Origin of the sequence: Pseudoalteromonas sp. SR41-1, from assembly GCF_014164015.1 — a bacterium.
Taxonomy (GTDB): Bacteria; Pseudomonadota; Gammaproteobacteria; order Enterobacterales; family Alteromonadaceae; genus Pseudoalteromonas; species Pseudoalteromonas distincta.
Map to the genome: position 1 here is coordinate 1 of NZ_JACJEK010000022.1, position 15,436 is coordinate 15,436.

The 15,436-nt window shown below is 40.9% G+C and carries 24 protein-coding genes; 4 read left to right on the top strand and 20 right to left on the bottom strand.

The window, feature by feature from the left end:
• Positions 1-772 precede the first annotated feature (772 nt).
• The 18 genes from rplQ to H5118_RS17175 all read right to left on the bottom strand — a co-directional run bounded on the left by rplQ (position 773) and on the right by H5118_RS17175 (position 11,492).
• Entirely contained in the window at positions 773-1,174 is a 402-nt protein-coding gene (rplQ, locus tag H5118_RS17090; protein ID WP_002959450.1) for a 50S ribosomal protein L17, read from the bottom strand.
• 39 nt (positions 1,175-1,213) lie between these two features.
• Positions 1,214-2,200: a DNA-directed RNA polymerase subunit alpha gene (locus H5118_RS17095; RefSeq protein ID WP_002959452.1), complete on the bottom strand. Its 987-nt coding sequence runs from the start codon at positions 2,198-2,200 to the stop codon at positions 1,214-1,216.
• A gap of 24 nt (positions 2,201-2,224) precedes the next feature.
• Positions 2,225-2,845, bottom strand: coding sequence for a 30S ribosomal protein S4 (rpsD, locus tag H5118_RS17100; RefSeq protein ID WP_002959461.1), 621 nt, complete (start codon positions 2,843-2,845; stop codon positions 2,225-2,227).
• Between the two features lie 21 nt (positions 2,846-2,866).
• Positions 2,867-3,253 carry a 30S ribosomal protein S11 gene (gene rpsK / locus H5118_RS17105; protein WP_002959471.1) on the bottom strand — a complete coding sequence of 129 codons (387 nt, stop codon included), beginning with the start codon at positions 3,251-3,253 and terminating at the stop codon, positions 2,867-2,869.
• Between the two features lie 12 nt (positions 3,254-3,265).
• Positions 3,266-3,622, bottom strand: coding sequence for a 30S ribosomal protein S13 (gene rpsM / locus H5118_RS17110; protein ID WP_002959473.1), 357 nt, complete (start codon positions 3,620-3,622; stop codon positions 3,266-3,268).
• 125 nt (positions 3,623-3,747) lie between these two features.
• Positions 3,748-3,861 carry a 50S ribosomal protein L36 gene (rpmJ, locus tag H5118_RS17115; protein WP_002959476.1) on the bottom strand — a complete coding sequence of 38 codons (114 nt, stop codon included), beginning with the start codon at positions 3,859-3,861 and terminating at the stop codon, positions 3,748-3,750.
• Positions 3,862-3,883: 22 nt separating this feature from the next.
• Entirely contained in the window at positions 3,884-5,212 is a 1,329-nt protein-coding gene (gene secY / locus H5118_RS17120; RefSeq protein ID WP_182749565.1) for a preprotein translocase subunit SecY, read from the bottom strand.
• Positions 5,213-5,222: 10 nt separating this feature from the next.
• Positions 5,223-5,657 (bottom strand): 50S ribosomal protein L15, encoded by a 435-nt coding sequence (rplO, locus tag H5118_RS17125; RefSeq protein ID WP_002959480.1) that lies wholly within the window; start codon positions 5,655-5,657, stop codon positions 5,223-5,225.
• Between the two features lie 4 nt (positions 5,658-5,661).
• A complete protein-coding gene (rpmD, locus tag H5118_RS17130; RefSeq protein WP_002959482.1) occupies positions 5,662-5,844 on the bottom strand; it encodes a 50S ribosomal protein L30 in 183 nt (60 codons plus the stop codon).
• A gap of 2 nt (positions 5,845-5,846) precedes the next feature.
• Complete coding sequence (gene rpsE / locus H5118_RS17135; protein ID WP_002959485.1) at positions 5,847-6,353, bottom strand: 30S ribosomal protein S5; 507 nt, start codon at positions 6,351-6,353, stop codon at positions 5,847-5,849.
• Positions 6,354-6,362: 9 nt separating this feature from the next.
• Positions 6,363-6,713 carry a 50S ribosomal protein L18 gene (gene rplR / locus H5118_RS17140; RefSeq protein ID WP_002959486.1) on the bottom strand — a complete coding sequence of 117 codons (351 nt, stop codon included), beginning with the start codon at positions 6,711-6,713 and terminating at the stop codon, positions 6,363-6,365.
• Between the two features lie 9 nt (positions 6,714-6,722).
• On the bottom strand, positions 6,723-7,256 hold the full coding sequence (gene rplF, locus H5118_RS17145) for a 50S ribosomal protein L6 (protein WP_002959488.1): 534 nt from the start codon (positions 7,254-7,256) through the stop codon (positions 6,723-6,725).
• Between the two features lie 13 nt (positions 7,257-7,269).
• Complete coding sequence (gene rpsH / locus H5118_RS17150) at positions 7,270-7,662, bottom strand: 30S ribosomal protein S8 (RefSeq protein WP_002959491.1); 393 nt, start codon at positions 7,660-7,662, stop codon at positions 7,270-7,272.
• Between the two features lie 21 nt (positions 7,663-7,683).
• Entirely contained in the window at positions 7,684-7,989 is a 306-nt protein-coding gene (rpsN, locus tag H5118_RS17155; protein WP_006794245.1) for a 30S ribosomal protein S14, read from the bottom strand.
• A 10-nt stretch (positions 7,990-7,999) separates the two neighbouring features.
• Positions 8,000-8,539: a 50S ribosomal protein L5 gene (gene rplE / locus H5118_RS17160; RefSeq protein ID WP_010554915.1), complete on the bottom strand. Its 540-nt coding sequence runs from the start codon at positions 8,537-8,539 to the stop codon at positions 8,000-8,002.
• Positions 8,540-8,555: 16 nt separating this feature from the next.
• Positions 8,556-8,870, bottom strand: coding sequence for a 50S ribosomal protein L24 (gene rplX / locus H5118_RS17165; protein WP_002959496.1), 315 nt, complete (start codon positions 8,868-8,870; stop codon positions 8,556-8,558).
• A 10-nt stretch (positions 8,871-8,880) separates the two neighbouring features.
• Positions 8,881-9,249 (bottom strand): 50S ribosomal protein L14, encoded by a 369-nt coding sequence (gene rplN, locus H5118_RS17170; protein ID WP_002959498.1) that lies wholly within the window; start codon positions 9,247-9,249, stop codon positions 8,881-8,883.
• A 272-nt stretch (positions 9,250-9,521) separates the two neighbouring features.
• Positions 9,522-11,492, bottom strand: a complete 1,971-nt coding sequence (locus H5118_RS17175; RefSeq protein ID WP_182749566.1) for an AsmA family protein — start codon at positions 11,490-11,492, stop codon at positions 9,522-9,524.
• A gap of 232 nt (positions 11,493-11,724) precedes the next feature.
• Here H5118_RS17175 and H5118_RS17180 point away from each other — a divergent pair, with 232 nt between their 5' ends.
• The 4 genes from H5118_RS17180 (at position 11,725) to H5118_RS17195 (ending at position 14,635) form a co-directional block, all read left to right on the top strand.
• On the top strand, positions 11,725-12,144 hold the full coding sequence (locus H5118_RS17180; protein WP_182749567.1) for a hypothetical protein: 420 nt from the start codon (positions 11,725-11,727) through the stop codon (positions 12,142-12,144).
• Positions 12,145-12,152: 8 nt separating this feature from the next.
• Positions 12,153-12,353 (top strand): helix-turn-helix transcriptional regulator, encoded by a 201-nt coding sequence (locus H5118_RS17185; RefSeq protein WP_024595207.1) that lies wholly within the window; start codon positions 12,153-12,155, stop codon positions 12,351-12,353.
• A gap of 155 nt (positions 12,354-12,508) precedes the next feature.
• Positions 12,509-13,672, top strand: coding sequence for a hypothetical protein (locus tag H5118_RS17190; protein WP_024606326.1), 1,164 nt, complete (start codon positions 12,509-12,511; stop codon positions 13,670-13,672).
• Between the two features lie 276 nt (positions 13,673-13,948).
• Entirely contained in the window at positions 13,949-14,635 is a 687-nt protein-coding gene (locus H5118_RS17195; RefSeq protein WP_182749568.1) for a TorF family putative porin, read from the top strand.
• 54 nt (positions 14,636-14,689) lie between these two features.
• Here H5118_RS17195 and H5118_RS17200 read toward each other — a convergent pair whose 3' ends face one another.
• Complete coding sequence (locus tag H5118_RS17200; RefSeq protein ID WP_182738358.1) at positions 14,690-15,025, bottom strand: Bor/Iss family lipoprotein; 336 nt, start codon at positions 15,023-15,025, stop codon at positions 14,690-14,692.
• Positions 15,022-15,333, bottom strand: coding sequence for a Bor family protein (locus H5118_RS17205; protein ID WP_182693249.1), 312 nt, complete (start codon positions 15,331-15,333; stop codon positions 15,022-15,024). The genes H5118_RS17200 and H5118_RS17205 overlap by 4 nt, the downstream gene beginning before the upstream one ends.
• Positions 15,334-15,436 lie beyond the last annotated feature (103 nt).

Genomic DNA, 15,436 nt, shown 5'->3' on the forward strand with positions numbered 1-15,436 from the left:
CAATCTAAGTTTTACTTAACACCCTGAGTTGTTCGTGCCTCGCTATGCGTTGCTGTTTCCCGTCTCAGTGGGGTCGCATTATAGGGAGATCCGAAAACAGATCAACCCTTTTTTGAAGAAAACTTGAAATAATGTGCTGTTCGCTGAGTATTTGAACTAAACGCTCAAAAACACAACTAAACCTCCTGTATTGAGGGGTTTAAAGAGCTATTTAAAGTCAAAGTTATGGTAACTAGTGATCAGTAGAGACATATTTGGATCATCAATGCTGAAAAAGCCAACCAATAAGTTAAGAGTCGTGTTACTAAAATCATTTGAAATAGTCAAAAGCTGAGATTTAAATTCATTGGGCTATATTTTTATTTGAGAAGTGAGTTTACTAAGGCCCCAATGGTTAGCTTTACTATGAGGCTCTTAGTACCGGTATATAGATAAGAGAGCGACCCCATATATCTTCTGAGCAGCTCTAATCACTAAAAACTTCGTTAGGGATTGCTTAATGGTAGTTAAATTCGAAGTGCTATTATTAATAACTGTAAATCACTATATAAAGTGAAAATACTCTTTAACTAAAACCGGATAGGCTATTTTGGATGAATGGTAAGTAAAGGTAACTAGGCTAAGTTATTAAAACAGCAGTCAAAACAACCTATCGATTCAGAATCTATGAGTCGATGCACATAATAGAAGGTAATTACTGGTTCATATAGTTTGACAAATTTTAGGCAAGAAAAAGCCGAGCATAAGCTCGGCTTTTAGGTTTCTTTAAGACTTACTCTGCAGACTGTGCGTCTTCTTGAACTGCTTCGCTAGTCGCTGGGCGACCAACTAGTTCAATATAAGCCATTGGTGCATTATCACCAGTACGGAAGCCACACTTAAGAATACGAGTGTAACCACCTGGACGATCCGCGTTACGTGGACCGATTTCACTGAATAATTTACCAACAACTTCATTATCACGCGTGCGAGCAAACGCTAAACGGCGATTTGCTACACTGTCAGTCTTAGCCAGTGTGATTAAAGGTTCAATTACACGACGTAACTCTTTCGCTTTTGGCAAAGTAGTTTTGATGATTTCATGTTTCACCAAAGAACCTGCCATATTGCTAAACATCGCTTTACGATGGCTACTGTTACGGTTTAATTGACGACCACTCTTACGATGGCGCATGACCCTATCCTTCTAACTAAACTAATATAGTGATTTAGATTATTCAGCTAAGCTTGCAGGTGGCCAATTTTCTAGGCGCATACCTAGAGAAAGTCCACGTGAAGCTAGCACGTCTTTAATTTCAGTTAGAGACTTCTTACCTAGATTAGGCGTTTTAAGAAGCTCAACTTCAGTGCGCTGAACTAAATCACCGATATATTGAATTTGCTCGGCTTTCAAACAATTTGCTGAGCGTACTGTTAATTCAAGATCATCAACTGGACGAAGTAGAATAGGATCGAATTCTGGCTTCTCTTCTTTCTCTTCTGGCTCAGTTACATCACGTAAATCTACGAATGCATCTAATTGCTCAGCTAAGATAGTAGACGCACGGCGGATCGCTTCTTCTGGATCTAAAGTGCCGTTTGTTTCCATATCAATGATTAACTTGTCTAAATCTGTACGTTGCTCAACTCGAGCTGATTCAACCGAGTACGCAATACGTTCAACTGGGCTAAATGATGCATCAAGCAACAATCTACCAATTGGACGCTCATCGTCATCAGAGGATAAACGACTAGATGCCGGCACATAACCACGACCACGTTCAACACGAATACGCATGCTGATCTCGCTGTTATTTGTAGTTAAATTACAAATAACGTGATCTGGATTAGCAATTGTCACATCGCCATCGTGCTGAATATCAGCCGCAGTAACAGGGCCTACACCAGATTTAGTCAGGGTCAGAAAAACTTCATCTTTGCCTTCTAACGTTACTGCTAAACCTTTAAGGTTTAATAGTATTTCAATGATGTCTTCTTGAACGCCTTCTTTCGCGCTGTACTCATGTAATACACCGTCGATTTCAACTTCAGTTACTGCACATCCAGGCATAGATGAAAGTAATATACGGCGTAAAGCATTACCCAGAGTATGGCCAAAGCCACGCTCTAATGGTTCTAAAACTATTTTAGAACGCGTTGGGTTGATAGCGTCGATGTCGACTAACCTTGGTTTTAGAAATTCTGTAACAGAACCCTGCATTTTATCCTCTCTTAACTCTTAACTTTACTTAGAGTAAAGTTCGACGATTAGTTGTTCATTAATGTCCGCAGACAGGTCTGAACGCTCAGGTAGACGCTTAAAGCTGCCTTCCAATTTCTTACCGTCAACTTCAACCCAAGTCGGCTTTTCACGTTGCTCAGCCAACTCTAGAGCAGCGATGATACGTGCTTGCGTCTTAGACTTCTCACGGATTACAACAGTATCTTCTGGAGTAATTACGTATGAAGGAATGTTCACAACACGACCATTAACTAAAATCGCTTTATGGCTTACTAACTGACGTGCTTCTGCACGTGTGCTAGCAAAACCCATGCGATATACAACATTGTCTAAACGTTGCTCTAAAAGCTGTAACAAGTTTTCACCTGTGTTGCCTTTAAGGCGAGCAGCTTCTTTGTAGTAGTTACGGAATTGCTTTTCTAATACACCGTAGATACGACGTACTTTTTGCTTTTCACGTAATTGTAAACCGTAATCAGATAAGCGACCTTTACGAGCGCCGTGCTGACCAGGTGCAGTCTCAAGTTTACACTTAGAGTCGATAGCTCTTACGCCGCTCTTAAGGAACAGGTCAGTACCTTCACGACGACTCAGCTTGAGCTTAGGGCCCAAATATCTTGCCATGTTATTTCTCCTAACCTATTGTTAAACGCGACGTTTCTTCGGTGGACGACAACCATTATGTGGTATTGGCGTCACGTCAGTAATGTTGGTAATACGGTAGCCAGCAGCATTCAAAGCACGTACAGCAGATTCACGACCTGGACCTGGACCTTTAATGAAAACTTCTAGATTTTTTAAACCGTATTCTTGAGCAGCAGTACCTGCACGCTCTGCAGCAACCTGAGCAGCAAATGGTGTAGATTTACGTGAACCACGGAAACCTGAACCACCGGCAGTAGCCCATGATAGTGCATTACCTTGACGGTCGGTAATCGTTACAATAGTGTTGTTGAAAGACGCATGAACATGAGCCATACCATCAGCAACTTGTTTTTTAACCTTTTTACGACGAATTGGTGTCTTAGCCATAATACTATCCCCTTATCGCTTAATAGGCTTACGAGGACCCTTACGGGTACGCGCGTTAGTCTTAGTTCTTTGACCACGTAGTGGTAAAGAGCGACGGTGACGTAGGCCACGATAACAACCAAGGTCCATTAGGCGCTTGATATTTAAAGTAACTTCACGACGAAGATCACCTTCAACAGTGTACTTGCCAACTGCATCACGCAGTACGTCAAGAATTTCGTCTGAAAGTTCACCGATTTTTGTGGTTTCGGCGATACCAGTCGCTTCTAAGATAGCCTTAGAGCGAGTCTTACCTATGCCATAAATAGCTGTTAAACCAATAACTGCATGTTTATGATCAGGGACGTTAATGCCAGCAATACGGGCCACTAACACATCTCCTATATTCGAATTTGGTAATCAAAAGTTTGAAAAGCCCGTAAGGATACTCAAACGAAGACCAAATCACTACTAAAAACACAGGCCGAGAAAACTCAGCCTGCACGACTGTTTACTTAGCCTTGCCTTTGCTTATGCTTAGGCTCACTGCAAATTACGCGTACTACACCAGCACGTTTAATAACTTTACAGTTACGGCATATTTTCTTAACGGAAGCACGTACTTTCATTGCTCAACTCCGTAAACTGACCTTATCGACCGTAGCCTTTAAGGTTCGCTTTTTTCAGCACAGAATCATACTGATGAGACATCAGGTGAGTCTGTACTTGTGCCATAAAGTCCATGATTACTACAACGATAATCAAAACTGATGTACCGCCGAAGTAGAATGGCGTTTGCCACGCCATCGTCATGAATTCAGGCACCAGACAGATAAAGGTTATATACAAAGCACCTGCCAATGTCAGGCGTGTCATCACTTTATCAATGTATTTAGATGTCTGCTCACCTGGACGAATACCTGGGATAAATGCGCCAGATTTCTTAAGGTTATCTGCTGTTTCACGTGGGTTAAAAACCAACGCTGTGTAGAAAAAGCAGAAGAAGATAATGGCCGCAGCTAAAACAAGCGAGTACAACGGTTGACCTGGAGTCAACGTAGTAGCAACAGCTTGTAATACATCAGCGACTGGACCTTCACCTTGGCCGAACCAGCTAGCAATTGTACCAGGGAACAGAATTATACTGCTAGCGAAGATTGGTGGAATAACACCCGCCATATTTACTTTTAGTGGTAAATGCGTGCTTTGGGCAGCAAATACTTGACGACCTTGTTGGCGTTTAGCGTAGTTAACAACAATACGACGTTGTCCACGTTCGAAAAACACTACAAGATAAGTAACAGCGAATACGATTACCGCAACCATCAACAGTACAAAAACATTCAAATCACCTTGGCGCGCCATTTCGACTGTCGAACCAATAGCAGACGGCAAGTTAGCTACAATACCAACAAATATTAGAACAGAGATACCGTTACCGATACCACGCTCTGTTATTTGTTCACCCAACCACATAAGGAACATAGTACCAGTAACTAAACTCACCACTGCGGTGAAATAGAAACCGAGACCCGGGTTAACAACTAACCCTTCCATCATGCCCGGTAAGCTAGTAGCAATACCGATTGATTGAATAGTAGCTAGCACAAGCGTGCCATAGCGTGTGTACTGGCTAATTTTTTTACGCCCTTGCTCACCTTCTTTCTTAAGCTCTATAAACGGAGGATACATATGCGTTAATAGTTGCGTAATAATCGAAGCCGAGATATACGGCATAATACCCAGTGCTAACACTGAAGCTCGCTCAAGTGCACCACCACTGAACATGTTGAACATTTCAACAATGGTGCCCTTTTGTTGCTCGAAGAAATCGGCAAGTACAGCGGCGTCAATCCCAGGGATCGGCACAAATGAACCTAGACGGTAAATTATGATAGCACCCAATACGAAGAGTAATCGGCGCTTCAATTCCGAAAGTCCACCTTGTGCACTTTTTGTATCTTGACCTGGTTTAGCCATTAGTACTTCCTTAGTCTTCTACCTTGCCTCCGGCAGCTTCAATAGCTTCGCGAGCACCTTTAGAGGCTTTAAGGCCTTTAACGGTAACAGCGCGTGAAACTTCGCCAGATTTAACAACTTTAACGAAAAGAACGTTCTTTTTAACTAGACCAGCTGCTTGTAACGCGCTTAGGTCTACCACATCGCCTTCAACTTTAGCGATTTCAAAAAGGTTTATTTCTGCAGATACTAAAGATTTGCGAGAAGTAAAACCAAATTTAGGTAGACGACGTTGCATAGGCATTTGACCGCCTTCAAAACCAACGCGTACTTTGCCGCCAGAACGTGATTTTTGACCTTTGTGACCACGACCACCAGTCTTACCTAGACCAGAACCGATACCACGACCAACACGTTTTGGAGCAGTTTTTGAACCTGCAGCAGGTGAAAGTGTATTCAAATGCATCGAATTAACCCTCTACCTTAACCATGTAAGAAACCTTGTTTATCATACCACGTACACATGCTGTGTCTTCTAACTCAACAGTGTGGTTGATACGACGTAAACCAAGACCGCGTAATGTAGCTTTATGTTTCGGTAAACGACCGATAGAGCTTTTTACTTGTGTTACTTTTACAGTTTGATTTGCCATGGTTACCCCAGTATTTCGTCTACGCGAAGGCCACGTTTTGCAGCGATTGACTGTGGAGAATTCATATTCTCAAGAGCCGAAATCGTTGCACGTACTACGTTGATTGGGTTAGTAGAACCGTAACATTTAGAAAGTACGTTCTGAACACCAGTCACTTCTAGTACTGCACGCATAGCACCACCTGCGATGATACCAGTACCTTCAGAGGCTGGTTTCATGAACACTAGTGAGCCAGCATGACGTCCCTTAACAGGATGCTGTAATGTATTGCCATTTAGGTCTACATTGATCATGTTGCGACGTGCTTTTTCCATTGCTTTTTGAATAGCAGCTGGAACTTCACGTGCTTTACCATAACCAAAACCTACTTTACCTGCGCCGTCACCAACTACAGTTAGTGCAGTAAAGCTAAAGATACGACCACCTTTAACTACTTTAGACACACGGTTCACCGCGATTAGCTTTTCAGCTAGATCAGGCTGTTGTTGCTTTGCTTCTACGTTAGCCATAGTCTACTCCTAGAATTGCAAACCGGCTTCACGCGCAGCATCAGCTAGCGCCTTCACACGGCCGTGATATTTAAAGCCACTGCGATCAAAAGCAATCTTTTCGATGCCTTTGTCAGCCGCACGTTCAGCAACCGCTTTGCCAACTGCTTGCGCAGCTTCAACGTTACCGGTGCCTTTAACTGTTTCGCTAATAGCCTTTTCAACAGTAGAAGCAGCAGCCAGTACATTACCCTCAGCATTTACAACTTGAGCGTATATGTGACGTGGCGTGCGGTGGATAACAAGACGCGTTGTGCCTTGTTCAATATAATTTCTACGAGTGCGTTTAGCACGACGTAGACGAGCTGTTTTTTTATCCATCGTCTTACCTTACTTCTTCTTAGCCTCTTTACGGCGTACATTCTCATCTGAATAACGAACACCCTTACCTTTATAAGGCTCAGGTTTACGGTATGCACGAATGTTAGCAGCTGTTTGACCAACTAACTGCTTGTCTACGCCCTTAACTAGAACTTCTGTTTGGCTTGGAGTTTCAATCGTAATTCCTTCAGGAACTGCGAAATTAACTGGGTGTGAGAAGCCAAGAGTTAAATCTAATGTTTTACCCTTCGCTGCAGCACGGTAACCCACGCCTACTAACTGAAGTTTCTTCTCGTAACCTTCATGCGTACCAACAACCATGTTGTTGATTAGAGCGCGAGCAGTACCTGCTTGAGCCCATGCATTAGCTACGCCATCACGAGGTAAAGTAGTAATAACGTTGTCATTTACTTGTACTTCAACAGCGTTGTTGATTGTACGAGTAAGTTCACCGTTTTTGCCTTTAACTGTGATTTCCTGGCCTTTTAATGTAACTTCTACACCGGCAGGAACAGTAATTGGTGCCTTTGCTATGCGAGACATAGTTCCCCTCCGGTTAAGCTACAAAACCAATGATTTCACCACCAACACCAGCACTACGTGCTGCGCGGTCTGTCATTAGGCCTTTAGAAGTTGATACGATAGCGATACCAAGACCACCCATTACCTTAGGTAATTGGTCACGTTTCTTATAGATACGTAAACCAGGGCGACTTACACGCTGGATATTTTCAATTACAGCTTTGCCTTCGAAGTACTTCAACTCGATAGAAAGCTCAGGTTTAGTTTCGCCGTTAACAGCGAAATCTACGATATAACCTTCGTCTTTTAGTACTTTAGCTAATGCTACTTTCAGCTTTGAAGTTGGCATCGTTACAGATACTTTCTTCGCTGATTGACCGTTACGAATTCGTGTGAACAAATCCGCGATAGGATCTTGCAAGCTCATAGTCTTACTCCCATGATTCTATTACCAGCTAGCCTTTTTAAGGCCAGGAATTTCACCGCGCATAGCTGCTTCGCGAACTTTAATACGGCTCATGCCGAATTTGCGAAGGAAACCATGTGGGCGGCCCGTAATGTTACAACGATTACGTTGACGTGCAGGGCTAGAATCACGTGGTAAAGCTTGTAGCTTAAGTACCGCGTCCCAACGATCATCTTCAGATGTGTTAACATCACTGATGATAGCTTTTAGTGCAGCGCGCTTTTCAGCGTACTGAGCAACTAGTTTTGTGCGCTTTGCTTCGCGCGCTTTCATAGAATTCTTTGCCATAACCCTACCCTTATTTCTTAAATGGGAAGTTAAACGCTTCTAACAACGCACGGCCTTCCTCATCAGATTTCGCAGAAGTAGTGATAGTAATATCCATACCGCGTACACGGTCTACTTTATCGTAATCGATTTCTGGGAAGATGATTTGTTCACGTACGCCCATGCTGTAGTTGCCACGTCCATCAAAAGACTTTGCACTTACGCCACGGAAGTCACGAATACGTGGGATAGCGATTGATACCAAACGCTCAAAAAAGTCCCACATACGCTCGCCGCGTAGGGTTACTTTACAACCAATCGGGTAGCCTTCACGCACTTTAAAGCCAGCAACAGATTTGCGTGCTTTAGTGATTAAAGGTTTCTGACCAGAGATTGCTGCTAGATCCGCGACTGCGTTATCTAAAATCTTCTTGTCAGCTAGGGCTTCGCCCACGCCCATATTCAATGTGATCTTTTCGATCTGAGGGACTTGCATGACAGAGCTGAAACCAAACTTCTCTTGAAGTTCAGCAACTACTTTGTCTTTATATACTTCATGCAGTTTCGCCATCATTCTACTCCAACTATTAGATAGTTTTACCAGTAGATTTAAAGATACGTAATTTCTTACCATCTTCAATCTTGAAACCTACACGATCAGCTTTACTCGTTTCCGAGTTGAAGATCGCAACGTTTGATGCATCCATAGATGCTTCTTTCTCAACAATGCCGCCAGCTTGGTTCAATTGTGGAACCGGCTTTTGGTGTTTCTTGATCAAGTTTATGCCTTCGACAAAGATTCGACCAGATTCAGTAACAACTGAAAGCACTTTTCCGCGCTTACCTTTGTCTTTACCTGCTAGTACGATTACTTCGTCATCACGACGTATTTTTGCTGCCATGATTGGCTCCTTACAGTACTTCTGGGGCTAGTGAAACGATTTTCATGAACTTATCATTACGAAGTTCGCGAGTCACAGGGCCGAAAATACGTGTACCAATTGGCTGTAAGTTATCATTTAAGATAACAGCAGCGTTGCTGTCAAAACGGATCAGAGAACCATCTGGACGGCGAACACCTTTTCTGGTACGCACAACTACCGCGTTTTTAACATCACCTTTCTTCACTTTACCGCGAGGAATAGCTTCTTTTACAGAAACTTTAATGATGTCGCCAATCGCTGCGTAGCGACGGTGAGAACCACCAAGGACTTTTATACACTGCACTTTGCGAGCGCCGCTGTTATCAGCAACTTCCAGCTGAGTTTGCATTTGGATCATGTTAATGACCTCCGGTGTAGTAATTACAACGTGTCTTAAATTTGTTTAAAATCAAGACATTTCGATTAAATCCCACTCAAAAACAAACGAGTTGTCTCTTAAGGGCGGGCAATTGTACCAGCATTGAGGGGGTAGCGATAGGTTATTTTTTAATTAATTTGGATTGATGGGAAATTAAAGCTGAGTAATTACGGCTATGTAGCTATTTTACAGGTGGTTACAAAACAAACAAGGCACCTGTAATGTGCCTTGTTTGTTTAAAGTGTAATAAATTAACCAAATAAACCTTTTAATTTATCTTTAATTTTATCTTTTGCTTTGTCTTTGGCTTTTTCTTTTGCCTCATCGACCTTCTGCTTAGCTTCATCTTTGAGCGCATCACCAACATCTAGCTTTATACCTACATCGTGGAAAGGCCCTTTTATACGTAGTGGTATTTTAAAGCCAGTGCTGTCATCGGTAGTTCCCTGACCTTCGATAGATCCAACTATACCTGTAACCAAACGATAGTTGACCGTTGTTTGCGGTAAATCAACGTCGCCTTCACCTGATATTCTAATAAGTGGGCTGATAAGTGATAGGTCGGTATTTTTGCCAACGCCATTAGTAAAGTTAAAACTTCCAGTTAATGCTGAAAAATCTGTTTGCTCAGATTCTTCAAATCCGGTATCAAGCCCTTCAGATGCAGCACCAAAGTTACCTGAAATGAGTTCCTTACCTTTACGAACCATCTCAGCTATATTTGCACCTTTTACAGCTCCATCAGCAAACTCAAATCCAAGCTTTCCATTAAGCGCACCAATAAACGACTTTTGACTTTGGCCAGTTGTGTTTAGGTTCCAATTTAAAGACCCCTTACCCATTAGCTTGTCAAAACCTGCCGCATCCGTTAATAAAGGCTGTGCATCTATTCCAGCTAAGTCAAAGTTAGTTGATATTTTATAAGGTACTTGCTGTGCGTTTACATTGATAACGCCTTTACCTGACCCTTCATAAGCAGAAAAGCTATCTAGGCTTAGTTTTGCAACGCTATTTTTTAAAGCAACAGTAAATTGATTTGCGCCTAATTTAATATCATTTGCTTTTAATCCACTTGAACGAATCACTACATTTGCATCTAGTGAATTTAATGCACTTAAATCAATTTTAGTGTCATCCCATACTATTGGCTCTGCAGGTTTATCTTCTTGCTCTTCTGGCTCTTCTTGTTTTGCCACTGCTTCAGGTAGATACGGGTTTAAGTCAAGCATACCTAAATCAATATCAGCATTTACTGCTAAACGCTTACCTAGGTTAAGCTCGCTCTTACCTTTTATTTCTAATGCGTCTAACGTCGCAACTAAATCTTCTAGATTAAATTTCTCACCTAGTAGGTGCATTTTACCGTTTACACTAAATCCGTTAAATGCATTGTCTTTAGCGTCTAGCTCTACACCTTGCCATTTCGCAATACTTTTAACAGACTCACCGCTTAGTGCTAACTGACCTTTAATATCTTGGCCTTGCTTAGCTATGCTCCCTTCGAACGTTAAATCAACTAAACGAGAATCTAAGGTTTGTTTAACATTAAAAGTAGCACCTTCAATTGCTTTAGCAGGAGTATCTAATTTTATATCAAGATCAAAACGCTCTTGCATATAAGTAATACCCCCTTTTACTTCTAATGTTTTACGAAGTGAAGGAAGTAAAATAGCGAGTTCTAAATCGCTAATTTGTTGTTTGGCACCTGTTTGACCATCTAGATAAGTAAATGTGCCGCCATAAATAGCAACCTCACCTAACTCAATATCAAAGTTATCTGGAAGCTTTATCGCTTCACCTGATTGGCTCTGCTCTTTTGGTTGCTCTGCAACTGCATCAAACAACTGCCAATTGGCTTTACCATTTTTATCGGTTTCTAATAGAATATTTGGTTCGTTTATCACAAACTTATCTAATTTAAACTCACCACCAAATAATGAAAACCAAGGTATGTGTACAGCAAGCTGTTTCATACTCGCCATATCGGCGCGCGAACCTGATTCCATATTTGCAAAATGCACGTCGTTAAGTTCTAACTTTAATGCAGGGAATACGCTAAGTGTTTTATCACCTTTAATAGTAAGAGTGCGCCCAGTTGCTTGTTCTACCTGCTGCGACACTTTGTTAAAAATAGTATCAGTAGGGATTAGAAACGGTGCGGCAACAATTAGTGCTATACATAGTAAAAGTATTACACCTACAATTTTAAGTAAGGTTTTCATGATCGTCCTTTAAAACGTGCAAATAATGTTCTTATCATAGCGAGTGTTAGCCTTAAAATCATTGTCGTTCTGATAAAAAAGCTTTTTATTAGATATTACATTCCCATCCTGAATCGCCCCTGAAACATTTTGATACCTTTAGGTTACAAATAAATATTGACCCAATGAAACCTTAAGGTTACATTGATACCTACAGGTTACATATTGTAAAAATTTTAAATGGAAATGAGCTATGTCTAATTACGATATTAAAAGTGAAGAAAAATTTATGGGCCAAAATGCATGGTTTTCATTATTCATGGGGGTCACTTTATTAATCATTAGTGTTTACCCAATGCTTAATCAAACATCAGCCCCACTATTGTTTTTAGGAACTGCTGCTTTTTTAGGTTCATTCTTTATGTTTGTGATCAGAGGCGGGTTTACATGGAGAATGAAATACCACCTTACATATAAAGATGAGTATTTAAATACCATCGACACTATTGCCTATAAACATGTCATGCTTGGCTTACTTTTTAGTTTGGGTGGCGTGTACTTACTCTCCGATACTCTTGCTTTAGAAGTTTCTCACAGCATGATGGCTACATTTTACCTTGCTGTAATGAGTTTAATATACGGCGCTTCATTACTTTGGCAAAATCGTGATTAGGAGAGGAAATGCAAAATAACATAGCAAAGTACCGAAAAGAAGCTGGGCTTTCACAACAAGAACTTGCTGATGCTATTAACGTGTCGCGCAAAACAATAAGTACCGTAGAAACAAACCGGTTTACCCCTTCGGTAATAATTGCTCTAAAAATAGCAAAGCATTTTAATACCTCAGTTGAAAGTCTCTTTGTACTAGATAAAAATGATTGATACATGTTAAAGCGTTAGTCTCATTCTATTAGCAAAAACACCGATTTAGCTACTTCAATTACAACGTATGGAGGACAGCGCTGTTGTTATTAGCGTAATTGCGCTAAAATAGACCAGCAAAAAAATATATATCTAAACCGGAGATTCTACAAGGCATGAAAAAACTGCTAATTTCACCGTCAAAAATGACGCTAGGCGAACAAGAAAATCAAATCTATCAGAACATTCTGAAGCAATCTTCAGAATTAAGCCTTAACCTTATGGCCGTGAAAGTAGAAAACCACCCTGATGATTTTTTACCTTGGTGTTACGAATTGCTAAGTGCAAGCAGAGATCGTATGAACTACGACTTACTAGAGCCGCAGCAATTACCAGTACTTAAGAAGCTACACGATCAGCTTATTTCAGCTATCAGCTTTTTACAGGTTAAAACTTTACGTATTGCTCCGTGGCCTGTAGTAAGTGTATTTGTAGAACAACACAAAGACGTTATTGCTCTTGATGAACAGCTTCGCTTAGTAGATTACATTAAAAGCATTCGTGAACAATCTCTTAAAGATATGATTCCTGAAGATTTACTTGCGTTTAGCGGTAAGCACATGGCATCACTTGATCCAAGCACATACAACTTTGACGTTGAATGGTTTGCATCAACAAAAAGTGCGAAGAGTTTTCATCAAATGCTTGGCGATTTACCAGGTGCCTTTGACGATGCACTAGTAAATATTCCACTTGAAGGTGACATTACTCAATACGAATATCAACAATTTGTTGCTGCTTATTCAAAAATATTCACCGACAATAATGAAAAACCAACACTTGCGCCTGCAACACGACTACTTGCAATGCGTCGCCCTGATATATTTACTCCGATCACAAACAATCGATTAGATGCATTATGCGGTGCCCTTGGTGTTTCTAAACTAAAAAATAGTGATTTTGAGCGTTACTGGCAAGATATTGTAAAAGGTATTCAAGCTATGTCATGGTACAAAATGGCTAAACCTAGTAATGAGTTAGAAGAACAATTAGTTGCTATTAAAGCACTAATCCCATGTTTCTTTCACTATGCTGATGCTAAAACACCAGATAACTCTAACTACATCAAACTGTTAAGTAAGCCTAAACGAACTACAACTACGACAGGTAAAACTCAGCGTAGAGGTAAAGAGTCTGCAGAAATTTTAGTAGACCGCGCACTTGCTGCTGACGATATTCCTGAGCACATTCGCAGTAAGCGCGATTCAATTGTGAGTGAAGTTCAAAAAGGTCGTAGTGTAAACGAAACAATTAGCCTTATGCGCACTATATTTGGCTAAAAACTTCTAATTTAGCCGTACTTTTATGGTGCGGCTAGGTTAATTTATGCACCAGCAGTGTGCGCAACATCTTCCTACATACCATCTCTCATCTCAATCTATAAAATACAAGCCCATGTTTTTAATGTATAAAAATAATTTTTAATAAAAAATAATGAAGCTGGCACATACAGTGCAATTATCCCGTTAGTTAAACAATAAAAAGCCGTCAGCCTAAAGGTTCCGAATACATAATAAAAACCTTGGCGAGCAAAAATCATATAACGGGAAATGGACATGCTAAAACTAAAAAAAACCATCGCTATAAGTGCTATAGCATTAATGGGCGCAACATCTTTAACATCAACAGCCGTACATGCTGAAGTAACAGCTAATGCAGCGGCAACATCAAACTACTTATGGCGTGGTCAAGAGCAAACTGGGGGCGATGCAGCTATTTCAGGCGGTATTGATTACGCCAATGAATCGGGCTTTTATACAGGTACTTGGGCTTCAAATGCATCGTGGGCAGATGAAATGACATATGAGCTTGATTTATATGCAGGCTTTGGTGGCGACATTAACGAAAGCGTTAGCTATGATGTTGGCTATATTTATTACGCTTACCCAGATGCAGCTTCTGAAGCTGACGCAGATTTCTCTGAAATTTACGGTAGCATCAGTGTTGAAGGCTTTACATTTGGTGCTTCAGTACTTGCAACATCAGCTGCAAGTGGTGATGGTACAGACTTTGGTGATTCACTTTACCTGACAGCTGACTACGGTTTTGCTGTTGGCAGTAACGGCACTGAAATGGCACTTCACTTAGGCCACTACTCTGGTGACTTTATTGGCGATGATAATATCTTAGATTACGGTGTATCAATTTCGAAAGATGGTTTCACTTTTGGTTTATCTGATACAGATATGGATGACTCAGATATTAAAGCTTACGTTGCTTATTCTGTAGACTTTAATTTATAAGAAAGAATGTGTTACTTGCTGCGACACGAAGGGCCTTTTGGCCCTTTTCTAGTTTTATAGCTGTTTTGCTTTAAATGGTACCTTATTACATTGTACTTCTACTGTTTTAGGGTACCAAGCTGGGCCAATTTGATTCACAACCACCTCAGCTAAACCATTAGTAAACGATTTATACGTATGAACGCTTTGCCACTCCCCTTGTGGGCAATGTTTTGTTAAATCTAACGGCTCTGATCCCTCGTACAACGCAAGTGCAAAATTATGATGCCACTGTGAACTTTTTAGCGTCTTATTGCTTACTTTGCTCTGCATACCGTTATCAAAGTAAATATTTGTACACCCCGTTAAAATAATCAGTGTGCAACCGGCTGCAAATAGCTTGATGCTCATAATGCCTCCCCTAGTACTTGCTCTTGGCACCACACTTTAATGGTATGAGGCGAGTATATTCCAAGCGTAATTAAACTCAGCGCTCCATCACTAAACGTTTGCTGTGACTGCATTTGAATAACCGGTGTATTTGAACATATTTGTTTTACGTCTACCCGCTGCTCACCCACTAATCCCCATAAATAAAATGGGCGGCTATCTTCGTAATTAGCTTGGCTCGTTATTTTTGCTGTTGCCCGTGGCTGAATGGTTACCGCAGAACAAGCACTGAGGCTTAATGCTATCGCCCCTATAATTAATGGTTTCATACTCTTCCTTATAAACTAAATACCAGTAAGGTAACTTTATAAGAGAACATAAAATATTAGCGTAAAAAGCTGTGGGGAATATGTAGAAACGCTATGAAGTTTT

Bases quoted from the DNA above. Each gene is read 5' to 3' on its own strand.
- H5118_RS17185 (WP_024595207.1), top strand. From the start codon at position 12,153: ATGCAAAATAACATAGCAAAGTACCGAAAAGAAGCTGGGCTTTCACAA.
- H5118_RS17175 (WP_182749566.1), bottom strand. From the start codon at position 11,492: ATGAAAACCTTACTTAAAATTGTAGGTGTAATACTTTTACTATGTATA.
- rplQ (WP_002959450.1), bottom strand. From the start codon at position 1,174: ATGCGCCATCGTAAGAGTGGTCGTCAATTAAACCGTAACAGTAGCCAT.
- rplF (WP_002959488.1), bottom strand. From the start codon at position 7,256: ATGTCTCGCATAGCAAAGGCACCAATTACTGTTCCTGCCGGTGTAGAA.
- rpsD (WP_002959461.1), bottom strand. From the start codon at position 2,845: ATGGCAAGATATTTGGGCCCTAAGCTCAAGCTGAGTCGTCGTGAAGGT.
- rpsH (WP_002959491.1), bottom strand. From the start codon at position 7,662: ATGAGCTTGCAAGATCCTATCGCGGATTTGTTCACACGAATTCGTAAC.
- rpsE (WP_002959485.1), bottom strand. From the start codon at position 6,353: ATGGCTAACGTAGAAGCAAAGCAACAACAGCCTGATCTAGCTGAAAAG.
- rpsN (WP_006794245.1), bottom strand. From the start codon at position 7,989: ATGGCAAAGAATTCTATGAAAGCGCGCGAAGCAAAGCGCACAAAACTA.
- rplX (WP_002959496.1), bottom strand. From the start codon at position 8,870: ATGGCAGCAAAAATACGTCGTGATGACGAAGTAATCGTACTAGCAGGT.
- rplE (WP_010554915.1), bottom strand. From the start codon at position 8,539: ATGGCGAAACTGCATGAAGTATATAAAGACAAAGTAGTTGCTGAACTT.
- H5118_RS17205 (WP_182693249.1), bottom strand. From the start codon at position 15,333: ATGAAACCATTAATTATAGGGGCGATAGCATTAAGCCTCAGTGCTTGT.
- H5118_RS17200 (WP_182738358.1), bottom strand. From the start codon at position 15,025: ATGAGCATCAAGCTATTTGCAGCCGGTTGCACACTGATTATTTTAACG.
- secY (WP_182749565.1), bottom strand. From the start codon at position 5,212: ATGGCTAAACCAGGTCAAGATACAAAAAGTGCACAAGGTGGACTTTCG.
- H5118_RS17095 (WP_002959452.1), bottom strand. From the start codon at position 2,200: ATGCAGGGTTCTGTTACAGAATTTCTAAAACCAAGGTTAGTCGACATC.
- rpmD (WP_002959482.1), bottom strand. From the start codon at position 5,844: ATGGCAAATCAAACTGTAAAAGTAACACAAGTAAAAAGCTCTATCGGT.
- H5118_RS17195 (WP_182749568.1), top strand. From the start codon at position 13,949: ATGCTAAAACTAAAAAAAACCATCGCTATAAGTGCTATAGCATTAATG.
- rplR (WP_002959486.1), bottom strand. From the start codon at position 6,713: ATGGATAAAAAAACAGCTCGTCTACGTCGTGCTAAACGCACTCGTAGA.
- rplO (WP_002959480.1), bottom strand. From the start codon at position 5,657: ATGCATTTGAATACACTTTCACCTGCTGCAGGTTCAAAAACTGCTCCA.
- H5118_RS17180 (WP_182749567.1), top strand. From the start codon at position 11,725: ATGTCTAATTACGATATTAAAAGTGAAGAAAAATTTATGGGCCAAAAT.
- rplN (WP_002959498.1), bottom strand. From the start codon at position 9,249: ATGATCCAAATGCAAACTCAGCTGGAAGTTGCTGATAACAGCGGCGCT.
- H5118_RS17190 (WP_024606326.1), top strand. From the start codon at position 12,509: ATGAAAAAACTGCTAATTTCACCGTCAAAAATGACGCTAGGCGAACAA.
- rpmJ (WP_002959476.1), bottom strand. From the start codon at position 3,861: ATGAAAGTACGTGCTTCCGTTAAGAAAATATGCCGTAACTGTAAAGTT.
- rpsK (WP_002959471.1), bottom strand. From the start codon at position 3,253: ATGGCTAAGACACCAATTCGTCGTAAAAAGGTTAAAAAACAAGTTGCT.